Source organism: Streptomyces sp. Wb2n-11, assembly GCF_001049855.1.
Classification (GTDB): Bacteria; Actinomycetota; Actinomycetes; order Streptomycetales; family Streptomycetaceae; genus Streptomyces; species Streptomyces altiplanensis.
This window is the reverse complement of record NZ_CVPB01000001.1, coordinates 3,322,113-3,337,385: the sequence shown is the minus strand read 5'-3', so window position 1 is coordinate 3,337,385 and position 15,273 is coordinate 3,322,113. Positions and strand designations below refer to the sequence as shown.

Genomic DNA, 15,273 nt, shown 5'->3' with positions numbered 1-15,273 from the left:
CACAGGGGTGACCGGGGAGGGAGACCGGCCGAACTGGCTTCGGCCTGGCCGCACTGGTGTCCGCGCAGAAGGGGGTGCGCCATGACGGTCATGGCTGAGCGCACGGTCCAGATGCCGGTCGGCGAGTTCGAGAGGATCGCCGCACTCGTCGAAAGAGAGACCGAATCCGTCAGGTTCGAGCTCGTCGACGGACGGATCGTGATCAATCAGGATCAAAGGGATGACGGATGGAGCTCACGGAGCGATCACCATGTGGCTGGTACGCCTGTGCATGCAGGCACGGCCCGATCTGGATCTCAACCCGACCCAGGGCTTGAAGGCCGAGGAGTACCGCAAGGACCGCGCCCGTCCCGGCGGAGTGCCCGCTCCCGTCGACCACTTCGACGGGCAGGGCGACTGGGGTGATCCCGAGGGCGTGCTCATGACGGTCGGGATCACGTCGTACGACTCCGACACCGACCGGCGGGACCGACAGGAGAAGCCCCCCGCCTACGCCGCCGCTGGAATCCCGGTCCACCTATTGATCGACCGTGACGCGTGCACCGTCACTGTGTTCAGCGAGCCGGACCCGGGCGGCGGAGGCTACCGTGACAACCACACGGTGAAGTCCGGAGCGAGAGTCGCTCCCCCGGACCCCGTCGGCATCGAACTCGACACCGAGCGCCTGAAGAAGTACGTCCGCTAGCGTCTGCCCATGGCAGAGACGTTCGATCCCTGGTCGCCCTCCTTCGTCACCGATCCCTACCCGGCCTACGCCGAGCTGCGCGCCCGGGGCCGGGCCCACTGGTACGGGCCGACCCGCCAGTGGCTGATCCCGCACCACGCGGACGTCTCGGCGCTGCTGCGCGACCGCAGGCTCGGCCGTACGTACCTCCACCGGTTCACGCACGAGGAGTTCGGGCGCACGCCGCCGCCGCCCGGCCACGAGCCGTTCCACGTCCTGAACGACCACGGGCTGCTGGACCTCGAAGCCCCGGACCACACCCGGATCCGGCGCCTCGTGTCCAAGGCGTTCACGCCGCGTACGGTCGAGCGGCTGGCGCCGACCGTGCGGCGGCTGGCGGGGGAGCTGGTGGGGGCGTTCGTCGCGGAGGGCGGCGGGGACCTGCTGTCCGCCGTCGCGGAACCTCTCCCGGTCGCCGTCATCGCGGAGATGCTCGGCATCCCGGCATCGGACCGTGCGCTCCTGCGGCCCTGGTCGGCGGACATCTGCGGGATGTACGAGCTGAATCCGCCGGAGGAGACGGCCCGGCGGGCGGTCCGGGCGTCGGCCGAGTTCTCGGCGTACTTGCGGGAGTTGATCGCCGTACGCCGCAAGGATCCGGGCCACGACCTCGTCTCGGCGCTGATCGCCGCGCACGACGACGAGGACGGCGGCCGGCTCGGCGAGCAGGAGATGATCTCGACGTGCGTGCTGCTGCTGAACGCCGGGCACGAGGCGACGGTGAACACGACCGCCAACGGCTGGCGGACGTTGTTGCGGCACCCCGCGCAACTGGAGGCCCTGCGCGCCGACCACGGACTCCTGTCCACCGCTGTGGAGGAGCTGATGCGCTACGACACCCCGCTCCAGCTCTTCGAGCGGTGGGTGCTCGACGACATCGAGGTCGGGGGCGTGCCGATCCCCCGCGGCTCGGAGGTGGCGCTGCTCTTCGGCTCGGCGAACCGGGACCCGGCGGCCTTCGACCACCCCGATGAGATCGACCTCGGGCGCACGGACAATCCGCACGTGTCGCTGGGGGCCGGTATCCACTACTGTCTGGGCGCCCCGCTGGCGCGTCTCGAACTGGCCGCTTCGTTCGGCGAGTTGCTGCGCGGGGCGCCGGACATGCGGCTGGCCGAGGAGCCGCGGTGGAAGCCGGGGTTCGTCATCCGCGGGCTGCGGGAGCTGCGCGTCGAACTCTGACCCGGCCCCGGCCCCCGGTCAGGTCAGCAGGTCGCGGCGGCGCAGACCCGCGAGTCCTGCCCCCACCAGCGCCACCGCCCCCAGCGTCAGCACCACCACCGGCGTCCACTCCATCGCCGTGCCCGGCAGCTTCGGCAGGTGGCCGAACGGCGACAGGTTCATCACCGGCCGGGGGAGCTCCAGCGCGGGCCCGATCCAGCCGAGCGCCAGCGACAGGCCCGCCACCGCCCAGGCCGCCGCCACCGCCTTCGGGAACACCCCGTACAGCAGCACCGCCAGCCCGCCCAGCAGCCAGACCGCCGGGAGCTGGGCGAGCGAGGCGCCCAGCACCGGGCCGAAGTCCTTGCCGTGACCGGCGGCCAGACCCAGGCCGGCGGTGAGCATGACGACCACCGCGCCGCCGAAGACGACCACCAGGTGGCCCGCCGCCCAGCGCTGCCGCCCCACCGCGTTCGCGAGTACCGGCTCCGCCCGCTGGGACGTCTCCTCGCCGTGCAGCCGCAGGACGCCGGAGACGGCGTACAGCGCGGCGGCCATCCCGAAGATGCCGGTCATCGAGGAGAGGAACGCCTGCGACATCCCGGTCTGGCCGCCCATCCGCTCGAAGATCTGCCGCGCCTGCTCGTTGTCGCCGACCAGGTCCGCCGCGCCCTCGGCCATCCCGCCGAGGACGAGACCGGCGAGCCCGAAGCCCGCGGTCCAGCCCAGCAGGCTGCCCCGCTGGAGGCGCAGGGCGAGTCCGCCCGCCGTGGACAGGGAGCCGGTGGCCGGGCCGGGGCGAGCCGGCAGGAAGCTCATCCCCACGTCGCGCCGGCCCGCGAGGGTGTACGCGGCGGCGCCCTGGACCACGGCCGCCACCACCACGAGCAGCAGCGCCCACCAGCGTTCACCGGCGTACGGCCGTACGTTCTGGGCCCAGCCGAGCGGCGACAGCCAGGTCAGGACCGAGGAACCGCCGGCGCTCGACGCGTCGCCCGCCGCGCGCAGGACGAAGGCCGCGCCGAGTACCCCGGCCGTCATGCCCCTGGCGAGCCGCGCGCTCTCGGTGAGCTGGGCGGCGATCGCCGCCGTGGCGGCGAAGAGCATGCCGGTCGCGCCCACGGCCAGCCCCACCGCGAGGGCCCCGGCCACCGACCCGGCGGGCCCGGCCAGACCGCCGGTGACCAGCAGTGCGAGGGCCGTGTTGGCGACCAGCGCGGCCAGCAGCGCGGCGATCAGCGGGGCGCGGCGGCCCACCATGGCCGAGGAGAGGAGCTCCTGACGGCCCGTCTCCTCTTCCTCCCGGGTGTGCCGGACCACGACGAGCAGGCTCATCACGGCCGCGAGCACCGCCGCGAAGCCGCCGAGCCGCCAGGCGACGACGGCGCCGAGGGAGTCGTCGAAGAGCGGACCGTACAGGGCGCGCAACGAGCCGTTGGCGCCCGTCGACTGGACCAGACCGGCCCGCTCGCCGGCCGTGCCGTAGAACTTCTCGATGGACTCCGCACCACTGACGACCAGGCCGGCGATCGCCGCGACCCAGAGAGGTGCCATGAGCCGGTCGCGGCGCAGTGCGAGCCGCAACAGGATTCCCGTACCCGCCAGCCGGCGCGATCCGCCGGTCCGTGCGGCGGATGAGGGGGCGGGCGCGGGCGCGGAGACGGCGGTCACCGTGCCACCGCCCCTTCGGACGCGTAGTGGCGGAGGAAGAGCTCCTCCAGGGTGGGCGGGGCGCTGGTCAGCGAGCGCACGCCGGAGCCGGTCAGCGAGCGGAGCACGGCGTCGAGCCCGTCGGCCTCGACCTGGAGTTTCACGTGGTTGCCCCGGACGTCCAGGTCGTGCACCCCCGGCAGGTGGGCCAGTCCGTTCGGCGGCCCGGCCAGCTCCGCCGTCACGCTGGTGCGCGTCAGGTGCCGCAGCTCGGCCAGCGACCCCGTCTCGACGGTCCGGCCCTTCCGGATGATGCTGACGCGGTCGCAGAGGCTCTCGGCCTCGCTGAGGATGTGCGACGACAGCAGGACGGTCCGGCCCCGGTCGCGTTCCTCCCGTACGCACTGCTGGAAGACCTCCTCCATCAGCGGGTCGAGGCCGGACGTCGGCTCGTCGAGGATCAGCAGGTCGACGTCGGACGCGAAGGCGGCGACGAGGGCGACCTTCTGCCGGTTGCCCTTGGAGTACGTACGCCCCTTCTTGGTGGGGTCGAGTTCGAACCGCTCGACGAGGTCCGCCCGCCTCGCCCCGTCGAGTCCGCCGCGCAGCCTGCCGTACAGGTCGATGACCTCGCCGCCGCTCAGGTTCCGCCACAGCGTCACGTCGCCCGGGACGTGGGCGACGTGCCGGTGCAGTTCGACGGCGTCCTTCCACGGGTCGCGGCCGAGCAGCTGCGCGGCGCCGGAGTCGGCGCGCAGCAGGCCGAGGAGGATCCGGATGGTGGTGGACTTCCCGGCGCCGTTGGGGCCGAGGAAGCCGTGCACCTCACCTTTCTCGACGGTGAGGTCGAGACCGTCCAGTGCGTGCGTCCCACCGAACGACTTGTGCAGTCCGGCGACGGTGATTGCCTTTGTCATGGATCCGAACGTACGAGGATTTCACAAATTTGTGAAGTCAAGGAAGCGTATAAACTCAACTGCGCGGTCGAGCAGGGGAGACGATGAGCCGATGAGCAGTGAGAGAGCCGGATCGGCGACGGGTCCGGACGAAGAAGCCGTGTCGCGCTTCGTGGAGCGTTTCGCGTCGGAGATGACCGAAGCCGGTATCCAGCGCATGGCGTCCCGCGTCTTCGCGGCGCTGCTCGCGTCCGAGACCGCCAGTCTGACCTCGGCGGAGCTCGCCGAGCAGCTCCGGATCAGCCCGGCCGCCGTCTCCGGCGCGGTCCGCTACCTCTCCCAGGTCAACATGGTCAGCAGGGAGCGCGACCCGGGCTCGCGCCGCGACCGCTACGTGCTGCACAACGAGCTCTGGTACGAGACCTTCACCCAGCGCGACCGGGTCCTGGGCCGCTGGGAGAAGGTCCTGCGGGACGGCGCCCAGACGCTGGGCCCGGACACGCCGGCGGGCGCGCGGGCGGCCGAGACGGCGGCGTTCTTCGCGTTCCTGCAGCAGGAACTGCACCAGGTGATGGAACGCTGGAAGGAGCACCGGGCCACCCTGGACCTCGGGTGAGGGCCCGGCCCCGCGGCCGCCGTCAGGCCGGCAGCAGCAGCGACCACGCCCCCGGCCGCACCGTCCACGTCCGCCGCCGGACCGGGCCCGACACCAGCGCGTCGGCCCGGTACCGGAAGTCCGGCCCCGACACCGTCACCGCGAGCGCCTCCACCCGCACCTGCTCACCGCCCTGCGGGCGGATCACCACCTCGGCGCGGCCGCCGCGCGAGCACAGCGAGACGTCCTCGACCGGCCGGTCCAGGTCGTTCAGCAGGACCCCGTCCGCCTCGACGCGCAGCCGGTACGCGCGGGCAGGGGGCGGCGCGGGCCGCGGCGCGGGCCGCACCAGCGTGCGCACCAGCGAACGGCACGTCCCCCAGACGGACACGGCGGAGGCCACGGGCGACGGCGCGGCCGGGATCCGCAGATCGCCCAGCACCACCCCGTCGCTGTCGTCCACCAGAAGGTCCAGCCGGCGCACCGCCCCTTCCAGGACCGCACGGGCCGCCGCCACCGCCCCCTTCGGCACCCCCAGCGCATGCGCGAGGTGCACCGAGGCCCCCACCGGGACCAGCGCCAGCGCCCCGTCGCCGAGATCCCTCTCCCGGTGCAGCAGCGCCACCGCGCGCAGCAGCGCCCGGTCGTCGCCGACGACCACGGGGCGGCGGCCGCCTCGCCGTGCCAGGGCCCGCGCGAACTCCTCCGGCCCCTCGGGAAGGCAGATCCTGACGTCGGCGCCGGCGCACAGGACGTCCTTCGCGATGCGCACGGATTCGCCGTCCGTACGCCGGGCGACCGGGTCGATGACCACCAGCAGCGGATGCGCGGTGCGCGCGGTGGGCTCCGGAGCCGACACCTCGGTCCTTCCTCGGGTAGCATCTTTGTGCAAGAGCCCCTTGCGCTATTGCGCCAGGGGCTTCGTCTATTCCGGGGCAACCGGTCCGACGGCTCAGTATCGGGCGTACGCCGTACGTGCGCCCCCTGACCTTGGACATGCCCCGCCCGGAAGGGGTGTACGCCTGTGCCCGCACTTGTGCTGCTCGGTGCTCAGTGGGGTGACGAAGGCAAGGGAAAGGCCACCGACCTGCTCGGTGGGTCCGTTGACTATGTAGTGCGCTATCAGGGCGGCAACAACGCCGGCCACACGGTCGTCGTCGGCGACCAGAAGTACGCGCTGCATCTCCTCCCTTCCGGAATCCTCTCACCTGAGTGCACGCCGGTCATCGGTAACGGCGTCGTCATCGACCCGTCGGTCCTGCTCTCCGAGCTGAGCGGTCTGAACGAGCGAGGCGTCGACACGTCCAAGCTCCTGATCAGCGGCAACGCCCACGTCATCACGACGTACAACGTCACGGTCGACAAGGTGACGGAACGCTTCCTCGGCAAGCGCAAGATCGGCACCACGGGCCGCGGTATCGGCCCGACGTACGCGGACAAGATCAACCGCACCGGCATCCGCGTGCAGGACCTCTACGACGAGTCGATCCTGACCCAAAAGGTCGAGGCGGCTCTGGAGATCAAGAACCAGCTGCTCACGAAGCTGTACAACCGCCGCGCGATCGAGGCCGGGCAGATCGTCGAAGAGCTGCTGACGCACGGTGAGAACATCAAGCAGTACGTCGCCGACACGACGCTGATCCTCAACAACGCGCTCGACGAGGACAAGGTCGTCCTCTTCGAGGGCGGCCAGGGCACGCTGCTCGACGTCGACCACGGCACGTACCCCTTCGTGACGTCGTCGAACCCGACCGCGGGCGGCGCCTGCACGGGTACGGGCGTGGGACCGACGAAGATCAGCCGGGTCATCGGCATCCTCAAGGCGTACACCACGCGCGTCGGCGCCGGTCCGTTCCCGACGGAGCTGTTCGACGAGGACGGCGAGGCGCTGCGCCGCATCGGTGGCGAGCGCGGTGTCACCACCGGCCGCGACCGCCGCTGCGGCTGGTTCGACGCCCCGATCGCGCGGTACGCGACGCGGGTCAACGGTCTGACGGACTTCTTCCTCACGAAGCTGGACGTGCTGACCGGCTGGGAGCAGATCCCGGTGTGCGTGGCGTACGAGATCGACGGCAAGCGCGTCGAGGAGCTCCCGTACAGCCAGACCGACTTCCACCACGCGAAGCCGGTCTACGAGACGCTGCCGGGCTGGTCCGAGGACATCACCAAGGCGAAGACCTTCGACGACCTTCCGAAGAACGCGAAGGCGTACGTGAAGGCGCTGGAGGAGATGTCGGGCGCGCCGATCTCGGCCATCGGTGTCGGCCCCGGCCGCACCGAGACGATCGAGATCAACTCGTTCATCTGATCCGACGGAGCGAGCGGTACGACGCGGGGCCCCGGCGTGTTTCTCACGCCGGGGCCCCGCGCCGTGTCCGGGCGGTGCGGGCCCCGTCAGTCCGGCTTCGTGTACGTGAGGGACTCACCGCCGGCGGTGTTCACCCGGCGGAGCCGGCCGTCGGAGAGCAGCGTCACCTCGGTCGCGGCGCCCGGTGTGCAGGAGCTCATCGGCTCGCCGGCGGTGATGCGGGACGGGCCGATGCGCAGGGGCTGGCCGTCGCTCGGAGCGGCGGCCAGCTCCGCCTCGAAGACGCAGTGGTAGGTACCGCCGCCCTCGGCCGGGCCGTCCGCCGTGAGGGTGAGGACGGGGTCGCCCACCTCTCCCTGCCGGATGACGAGGCGCCGCGTGTTGTGCCCCGCTCCGTTGTCGAGGCCGCTGACCCAGGTGCCGAGGTACCCGGCGGGTACGGAGCCGTCCCGGGCGGCGGAGGGGGAGGGAGAGGGAGACGTGTCGGCCGAGGGGGCGGGCGCGGGTGTCTTCTGCCCCCGCGCGGACGCCGTGGATCCGTCGGTGGGGGTGTCCGAGTGCGTGGTGTGCTGTTTCCCGTCCCCCGCGTTCATGAAGGCGTACACGGAACCGCCCGCACCGAGCGCGACGACCAGCGCCACGGCGATCAACGCGGCGGTCGCACGCCCGCTGCGGGGCGGCGGTTCGGGGGCCGGCGGCTGGTAGGGGTACTGCGGCGCGGGGTAGCCGTAACCGCCGGGCGGTGTGTGCGGCGGCGTGCGGTGCGGCGGGGGCGCGGGGTGCGGCGGCGTGCGGTGCGGCTGCGGCTGGGCCCGGGCGTACGGCGAGGGCGGCGCGGGGGCGGACGGCGCGACGAGGGTCGGTATCGCGTGCGGCGCGGGGGCTCCGGGGTCGCCACCGTGGTCCGCGGGGCCCGGGGCTCCGGGCGGCCCCGGGGCCGCCGCCCCCGGGGGCGTGATGGCGTCGGCCGGGTTCTCGACGTCCAGGAGCTGCGTGGCGTGGCGGCCGAGGTGGGCCACCAGGGCCGCCGGGAGCCAGGGCTCGCCGTCGCCGCCGCCCCGGGTGCGCTCCAGGATGTGGGCGAGGGTGGGGCGCGCGGCGGGGTCCTTGTGCAGGCAGGCCCGGATCAGGTCCTGGAGGCCCTCCGGGACCTGGTCCAGCGCCGGCGGTTCGGTCGCGATGCGGTACATCAGCGCGTGGACGCCGCTGTCGGCCGTGCCGAACGGGAGACGGCCCGTCGCCGCGTACGCCAGTACCGAACCCAGGCAGAAGATGTCGCACGACGGGGTGATCGGCTCGCCGCGGACCTGCTCCGGCGCCATGAAGCCGGGGGAGCCGACCAGGGCGCCGGCCCTGGTCAGGGCGGCGGTGGTCGTGGTCGTTTCCAGGGCGCGCGCGATGCCGAAGTCGATGACGCGGGGGCCGTCGATGGTGACGAGGATGTTGGACGGCTTGAGGTCGCGGTGGATGAGACCGGCCGCGTGGATGTCCCGGAGCGCGTGCGCGAGGCCGGCCCCCAGGATGTGGACGGACCGCTCCGGCAGCGGGCCGTGGCCGGCGGCCTCCCCGGAGACGACCGCCTGGAGGTCCGGCCCCGCGACGTACCCCGTGGCGACCCACGGAACCACCGCCTCCGTGTCGGCGTCGAGAACCGCCGCCGTCCACCGCCCCCCGATCCGCCTCGCCGCCGCCACCTCGTGGCGGAAGCGGGCGCGGAACTCCTCCTGCTCGGCGAGTTCCTGACGTACCAGCTTGACCGCGACCGTACGGCCGCGGTCGGATCGGGCCAGGTAGACCTGCCCCATCCCGCCCGCGCCCAGCCGCGCCAACAGCCGGTAGGCGCCGATCCGTTGCGGATCGCCAGGCCCCAGCTTCTCCATGGCGGCGTCACCCCTCCCCCGAAACGTCCCCCGACGAACCGAGAATAGTGCGCCGGTACGACAACGACAGGCTCCGGGCGCCCTACGGTTCCGGGGCGCGCGCAGGCTCCGCGACCGCTTCCAGCGCCTTGGAGAGCCGCTCCAGCACCCGTACCGTCTCGGCGAACGCCTCCTTCCCCAGCTCCGCCCCGAGCCGCGCCGCGAGCGCCGCGTGTCCCGGCTCGATCTCCCGTACGGCGTCCCGGCCGGCCGGGGTGGGCCGCAGGAGCTTGGCCCGGCGGTGGGCGGGGTTGGGAGCGTACTCCGCGAGGCCCTTCGTCACGAGGAGGTCGGCGATGCGCTGCACGCTCTGGCGGGTGGTCCCCATGGCGCGGGCGATCCCGGCGACGGGCAGGGGCTCGTGCAGGACGGCGCCGATGACCTGCCACCAGGCGGCGGTCAGCCCGGCCGGGCGGGCCAGGTCCTCGGAGACGGCGAGGAACTGGCCGTTCAGACGGAAGACGCCGAGCGCGGTACGGCTCAGCAGCGCCTGCTCCGGTGTGCCGCTCATGACTCCAGCACCTCGAAGGCGGACGCGTCCGAGTCGTGGAACAGCCGGTACCAGGCGTCGAGCTTCTCGCCCTCGTACACGCCGAGGCGGGAGAGGACCTCGCGCGCGAACGCGACCGGCTCGGTCGGCCCCGCGGTGATCAGGAGGCCGTCCTCGTCGGTGACGGCGTCCGCCTCGCGGTAGTGCTCGCCGCCCTGGTAGCCGGTCGCGGCGAGGTAGAAGGAGGCGGCGCTGGTGTGCGCGCGGTCGTCGAGCAGTCCCTCGCGCGCCAGCCCGGCCGTGGCCCCGCAGATCGCGGCGACCGGCACGCCCGCGTCGAGGAACGCGCGCGCCGTGCGGGCGAAGGGGGCGAGGTCGTCGGAAGCGTCCCAGAGCCCGGCGCCGGTGAGGACGAGCAGGGCGCTGTCCTCGGGGCGTACGTCGTCGAGGGTGAGGTCGGGCTGGATGCGCAGGCCGCCCATGGTCGTGACGGGACCGGCGGTCGCGGCGACGGTCTTGACGGTGCGGCCGTTCTGCGCGAGGTGGGCGGTGGTGTGGCCCGTCTCCCAGTCGGCGAAGGTGTCGTAGACGGCGAGGTGCACGGTCTTGTCTGTCATGACGGTCTCCCCGGCTCGAAATCCTATGACAGTATGCTGTCGAATAGACAGCATCCTGTCGAGAGTGCTCGGAGGGCATCGACACCCTGCCCACCAAAGTGGCGCAGTCCATACAAGGTGGCCATGTCGTGTCCCGCCCGCGCGTCCCTACCCTGGGCCCATGACCCCTCATGTCGAACCCTCCCCGAGCTCCCGACTCCGTTCGAGCGGGGGAGGCCCCGAGGCCGGCGCGGCCGTGAAGGCCGCGGACCGCGCCCACGTGTTCCACTCCTGGTCCGCCCAGGGCCTGATCGATCCGCTCGCCGTCGCCGGCGCCGAGGGCTCGTACTTCTGGGACTACGAGGGCAACCGCTACCTCGACTTCGCCAGCGGCCTCGTCTTCACCAACATCGGCTACCAGCACCCGAAGGTCGTCGCGGCGATCCAGGAGCAGGCCGCGACCCTCTCCACCTTCGCGCCCGCCTTCGCCGTCGAAGCGCGCTCCGAGGCCGCACGCCTCATCGCCGAGCGCACCCCCGGCGACCTCGACAAGATCTTCTTCACCAACGGCGGCGCCGAGGCCATCGAGAACGCCGTCCGCATGGCCCGTCTGCACACGGGCCGCCACAAGGTGCTGGCCGCCTACCGCTCGTACCACGGCGGTACGACCACCGCGATCAACCTGACCGGCGACCCGCGCCGCTGGGCCTCCGACAACGGCACGTCGGGCGCCGTCCACTTCTGGGCGCCGTTCCTGTACCGCTCGCCCTTCTACGCCGAGACCGAGGCCGAGGAGTGCGCCCGCGCGCTCCAGCACCTGGAAGACACCATCACCTTCGAGGGCCCGGCCGCGATCGCCGCGATCGTGCTGGAGACGATCCCGGGCACGGCCGGCATCATGACGCCGCCGCCCGGCTACCTGGCGGGCGTACGCGAGATCTGCGACCGGTACGGCATCGTCTTCGTCCTCGACGAGGTCATGGCGGGCTTCGGCCGTACGGGCAAGTGGTTCGCGTCCGAGCACTTCGACGTCGTACCGGACCTGATGACCTTCGCGAAGGGCGTCAACTCGGGTTACGTGCCGCTGGGCGGCGTGGCGATCTCCGCCGAGATCGCCGAGACCTTCGAGAAGCGCCCCTACCCCGGCGGCCTCACCTACTCCGGCCACCCGCTGGCCTGCGCGGCCGCCGTCGCCACCCTCCGGGTGATGGAGGAGGAGCACGTCGTCGAGAACGCGGCGCACATCGGCGAGACGGTGATCGCCCCGGGGCTGCGCGAGCTGGCGGAGCGCCACCCGAGCGTCGGCGAGATCCGCGGTACGGGCATGTTCTGGGCCCTCGACCTGGTCAGGAACCGCGAGACCCGCGAACCGCTCGTCCCGTACAACGCGTCCGGCGAGGCCAACGCCCCGATGGCGGCGTTCGGCGCGGTCTGCAGGAAGAACGGCCTGTGGCCCTTCATCAACATGAACCGCACGCACGTCGTCCCGCCGTGCAACATCACCGAGGCGGAGGCGAAGGAGGGCCTGGCGGTCCTGGACATCGCCCTGTCGGCGGCGGACGAACACACCACCGCCTGACGCCCCGCCCCCACGGCGCCCCCTTCACGCGTCCCGCCCGCGCGGAGGGGGCACCGCCGTGCTGCCCCTCACGGCCCTCCGACGGGCTCCCGGCGGCACCGCCTATGGTGTCCGGAGCCAGAACGAAGGGGAAAGACGCCATGCCCGCGAGCGGACCTGTGACCCGCAATACCCTGCGGCAGCAGATAGCCGACGCGCTGCGTGACGAGGTGCTCGCGGGGCGCCTGCGGCCGGGGCAGGAATTCACCGTCAAGCAGATCGCCGACCAGTACGGGGTCTCCGCGACACCCGTCAGGGAAGCGCTCGTCGACCTGGCGGCGCAGAGTCTGCTCGACTCCGACCAGCACCGCGGCTTCCGCGTCCGCGAGATCTCGGTGGGGGACTTCCGGGGCATGGTCGAGGCGCGTTCCCTGATCGCCGACGGCGTCTTCCGCAAGCTCGCCGAGAGCGGCGGGAGCGTCACGGGCGTCAGCGTGCTCATGGCCATACGGCGCAGGGCGGACGAGGCGGCGCGGGCGGCCCGCGCCGGGGACCTGGACATATTCATCGGGTACGACCTGCGCTTCTGGCGCGAGCTCGGCGTCCTCGTCGAGAACCCGCACATCTCGGGGTTCCTGCACCAGTTGCGGCTGCGCTGCTGGGTCTTCTCCGTCCCGCACCTGCGGGGCGACCCGGACCTCAGGACCCGGATGTGGAACGGCCACTCGGACGTCGTGGACGCGGTGACGCGGGGGGACGTCGAGGCGGTACGGGCGGTCATCGGGGCGTACCACGCGAAGTTGCTGGCGTGGGCCGAAGGCCTTGAGGGCGGCGAGTGCGGCGGCAGCGACAGCAGTGAAAGCAGTGAAAGCAGTGGCGAACACGGCCAGAACGGCGAGCGGCTGGAGCGTCCGCGACAGTGAGAGCCGACCTGACGGTCGTCGTCCCCGCGTACAACGAGGAACGGCGCCTGGGCCCCACCCTGGACGCGATCTGCGCCCACCTGCGCGCGGACCCGGGCCGCTGGGGCGGCTGGGAGCTGATCGTCGTCGACGACGGCTCCACGGACGGCACGGCCGACGCGGTACGGGCCGCCGCCGCCCGGGAGCCGCGCATCCTGCTGGTCGAGGCCGACGAGACCGGCAACCGGGGCAAGGGGCACGCCCTGCGGCGCGGCGTCCTCGCCTCGCGCGGAGCCAGGGTGCTCGTGACGGACGCCGACCTGGCCACCCCGATCGACGAACTCGACCGCCTCGACAAGCGGATGTCCGAGTACGACGGCGGGCTCGCCGCCGCCATCGGCTCGCGCGCGCACCCCGACTCCACCATCGACATACACCAGCGGCGCCTCCGCGAGTGGCTCGGCAGGATGGGCAACCGGCTCATACGGGCCGTCGCCGTGCCCGGCATACGGGACACCCAGTGCGGCTTCAAGCTCTTCGACGGCGACAAGGCGCGCACCGCCTTCGCCGACGCCCGCCTCGACGGATGGGGGACGGACGTGGAGATCCTGCAGTTCTTCCGGCGGGCGGGATGGCGGGTCGCCGAGGTACCGGTCCGCTGGGCGCACCAGGAGGGCTCCAAGGTCAGGCCCGCCGACTACGGCAAGGTGCTCCTCGAACTGGCGCGGCTGAAGGCACGGTGCGTACGGCCCGTCGACCTCACCGTCACCGCGCTCTTCCTCCTCGCCTCCGTGCTGCTCTACAAGGGCCTCTGGGCGGACCTGGACCACCGCTACCTCGCCGACTCCGGGCAGGACCAGAACCAGTGGGAGTGGTTCTTCGCCGTCACCGCCGACAACGTCACCCACTTGCGCAACCCGCTCTTCACGACGGCGCAGAACTACCCCGACGGCGTGAACCTCATGGCGAACACCGTCATGCTGGGCCTGTCCGTGCCGCTCATCCCCGTCACCCTCGCCTTCGGGCCCACCGTGACCTGGGCGCTCGTCCTGACCGTCGGCCTGGCCGCGACCGCCGTCGCCTGGTACTGGCTGATCGCGAAGCGGCTCGTGCGCAGCCGCTGGGCGGCCGCCACCGGCGCCGCGCTGTGCGCCTTCGCGCCGCCGATGATCTCGCACGCCAACGCCCACCCCAACTTCGCGGTGCTCTTCATGGTCCCGGTGATCATCGACCGGGCCCTGCGCCTGTGCGACCCGGACAGGCCGGCGAGGGTCGTGCGCGACGGGGCGCTGCTGGGGCTGTTCACGACGTACCAGATCTTCCTCGGCGAGGAGCCGCTCCTCCTCGCCGCCATGGGCATGCTGCTCTTCGCGCTCTCGTACGCCCTCGCGCACCGGGACGCGGCGCGTGCGGCGTGGCGCCCGCTGCTCCGGGGGGCCGGGGTGGCGCTCGCGGTCTGCCTGCCGCTGGTCGCCTTCCCGCTGTACTGGCAGTTCTTCGGGCCGCAGAGCTACCACAGCGTGCTGCACGGCGACAACGCCGGCAACAGCCCGCGCGCCTTCCTGGAGTTCTCCGGCCGCGCGCTGCTGGGCGACGAGGCGCGGGCCGATCCGCTCGCCATGAACCGCACCGAGCAGAACGCCTTCTACGGCTGGCCACTGGCCGGTCTCGCCTCCGCCGTCGCGCTGAGCCTGTGGCGGCTCCCGCTGGTCAAGGCGCTCACCTTCACCGGTCTCGCCGCGGCACTGCTCTCCCTCGGCCCCAGGTTCCGCGTCCCGCACACCGAGGTGATCCTGCCGGGACCGTGGCGGGCGCTCGCCCACCAGCCGCTCTTCGAGTCGGTCATCGAATCGCGGGTGGCGATGATCTGCGCCCCGGTGCTGGGCATCCTGGTGGCGCTGGCGGCGGACCGCGTCCGCGCCTTCCCCGCCGGCCCGCCCCGCACCCTCGGCCTGACGGCCCTCGCCCTCGCGCTCGTGCCGATCGTCCCGACGCCGATGCCGGTGCGGGACCGTCCCGAGGTGCCGGCGTTCCTCGCGGACGGCCTGTGGAAGCCGTACGTCGCCGAGGGCGAATCGGTGGTCCCCGTGCCGCTCCCGGACCCCGGCAACGCGGAGGCACTGCACTGGCAGTCCGCCACCGCACCCCGCTTCGCGGTCGCCGGCGGCTACTTCAACGGTCCGTGGGGCCCGGAGCGCATCGGCATCTACGGCGCGCCCCCGCGCCACACCTCCAACCTCCTGCGCGACATCCGCTACGGCGGCGCGGTCCCCGGCATCGGCCCCGAATGGCGGGACCGGGCGCGCGCGGACCTGGAGTTCTGGCGGGCGGGAGTGGTCGTACTCGCACCGCAGGACAACGCTCCGGCGCTGCGCGACGCGGTGTCGCGGCTGCTCGGCAAGGAGAGCCGGTACGTGGGAGGGGCCTGGATCTGGGACGTGGGCGGCCGGGAGTGAACAGACTGGGGCGACCCG

The 15,273-nt window shown here is 72.6% G+C and carries 12 protein-coding genes and 1 pseudogene; 7 read left to right on the top strand and 6 right to left on the bottom strand.

What is annotated here, in order from left to right; genetic code table 11:
* Positions 1-81 precede the first annotated feature (81 nt).
* Positions 82-685 (top strand): annotated as a pseudogene (locus tag BN1555_RS15140) (Uma2 family endonuclease).
* A gap of 9 nt (positions 686-694) precedes the next feature.
* Positions 695-1,906 carry a cytochrome P450 gene (locus BN1555_RS15135; protein ID WP_093799875.1) on the top strand — a complete coding sequence of 404 codons (1,212 nt, stop codon included), beginning with the start codon at positions 695-697 and terminating at the stop codon, positions 1,904-1,906.
* Between the two features lie 18 nt (positions 1,907-1,924).
* On the opposite strand, the gene BN1555_RS15130 is transcribed toward BN1555_RS15135, so the two are convergent.
* Together BN1555_RS15130 and BN1555_RS15125 are read right to left on the bottom strand one after the other, a co-directional pair.
* Positions 1,925-3,439, bottom strand: coding sequence for an ABC transporter permease (locus tag BN1555_RS15130; RefSeq protein ID WP_255306417.1), 1,515 nt, complete (start codon positions 3,437-3,439; stop codon positions 1,925-1,927).
* A gap of 113 nt (positions 3,440-3,552) precedes the next feature.
* On the bottom strand, positions 3,553-4,452 hold the full coding sequence (locus tag BN1555_RS15125; RefSeq protein WP_093799873.1) for an ABC transporter ATP-binding protein: 900 nt from the start codon (positions 4,450-4,452) through the stop codon (positions 3,553-3,555).
* 91 nt (positions 4,453-4,543) lie between these two features.
* Here BN1555_RS15125 and BN1555_RS15120 point away from each other — a divergent pair, with 91 nt between their 5' ends.
* Positions 4,544-5,047, top strand: coding sequence for a GbsR/MarR family transcriptional regulator (locus BN1555_RS15120; RefSeq protein ID WP_093799872.1), 504 nt, complete (start codon positions 4,544-4,546; stop codon positions 5,045-5,047).
* A 22-nt stretch (positions 5,048-5,069) separates the two neighbouring features.
* Here BN1555_RS15120 and BN1555_RS15115 read toward each other — a convergent pair whose 3' ends face one another.
* A complete protein-coding gene (locus BN1555_RS15115) occupies positions 5,070-5,885 on the bottom strand; it encodes a diacylglycerol kinase family protein (RefSeq protein WP_093799871.1) in 816 nt (271 codons plus the stop codon).
* Positions 5,886-6,050: 165 nt separating this feature from the next.
* Between BN1555_RS15115 and BN1555_RS15110 the strand changes: the two genes are divergently transcribed.
* Positions 6,051-7,334 (top strand): adenylosuccinate synthase, encoded by a 1,284-nt coding sequence (locus tag BN1555_RS15110; RefSeq protein ID WP_093799870.1) that lies wholly within the window; start codon positions 6,051-6,053, stop codon positions 7,332-7,334.
* Between the two features lie 86 nt (positions 7,335-7,420).
* On the opposite strand, the gene BN1555_RS15105 is transcribed toward BN1555_RS15110, so the two are convergent.
* From BN1555_RS15105 to BN1555_RS15095, 3 genes are all read right to left on the bottom strand, one after another.
* Positions 7,421-9,214 (bottom strand): serine/threonine-protein kinase, encoded by a 1,794-nt coding sequence (locus BN1555_RS15105; RefSeq protein ID WP_093799869.1) that lies wholly within the window; start codon positions 9,212-9,214, stop codon positions 7,421-7,423.
* Between the two features lie 82 nt (positions 9,215-9,296).
* The gene (locus tag BN1555_RS15100; protein ID WP_093799868.1) at positions 9,297-9,764 is read right to left on the bottom strand and encodes a MarR family winged helix-turn-helix transcriptional regulator; all 468 of its coding nucleotides are present in this window, start codon (positions 9,762-9,764) and stop codon (positions 9,297-9,299) included.
* Entirely contained in the window at positions 9,761-10,360 is a 600-nt protein-coding gene (locus BN1555_RS15095; protein WP_093799867.1) for a DJ-1/PfpI family protein, read from the bottom strand. Before BN1555_RS15095 ends, BN1555_RS15100 begins: the two co-directional genes overlap by 4 nt.
* A gap of 160 nt (positions 10,361-10,520) precedes the next feature.
* Here BN1555_RS15095 and BN1555_RS15090 point away from each other — a divergent pair, with 160 nt between their 5' ends.
* The 3 genes from BN1555_RS15090 (at position 10,521) to BN1555_RS15080 (ending at position 15,255) form a co-directional block, all read left to right on the top strand.
* Positions 10,521-11,918 carry an aspartate aminotransferase family protein gene (locus tag BN1555_RS15090; protein ID WP_093799866.1) on the top strand — a complete coding sequence of 466 codons (1,398 nt, stop codon included), beginning with the start codon at positions 10,521-10,523 and terminating at the stop codon, positions 11,916-11,918.
* 140 nt (positions 11,919-12,058) lie between these two features.
* Positions 12,059-12,820 (top strand): GntR family transcriptional regulator, encoded by a 762-nt coding sequence (locus tag BN1555_RS15085; protein ID WP_093799865.1) that lies wholly within the window; start codon positions 12,059-12,061, stop codon positions 12,818-12,820.
* Positions 12,817-15,255 carry a dolichyl-phosphate beta-glucosyltransferase gene (locus BN1555_RS15080; RefSeq protein ID WP_093799864.1) on the top strand — a complete coding sequence of 813 codons (2,439 nt, stop codon included), beginning with the start codon at positions 12,817-12,819 and terminating at the stop codon, positions 15,253-15,255. The genes BN1555_RS15085 and BN1555_RS15080 overlap by 4 nt, the downstream gene beginning before the upstream one ends.
* Positions 15,256-15,273 lie beyond the last annotated feature (18 nt).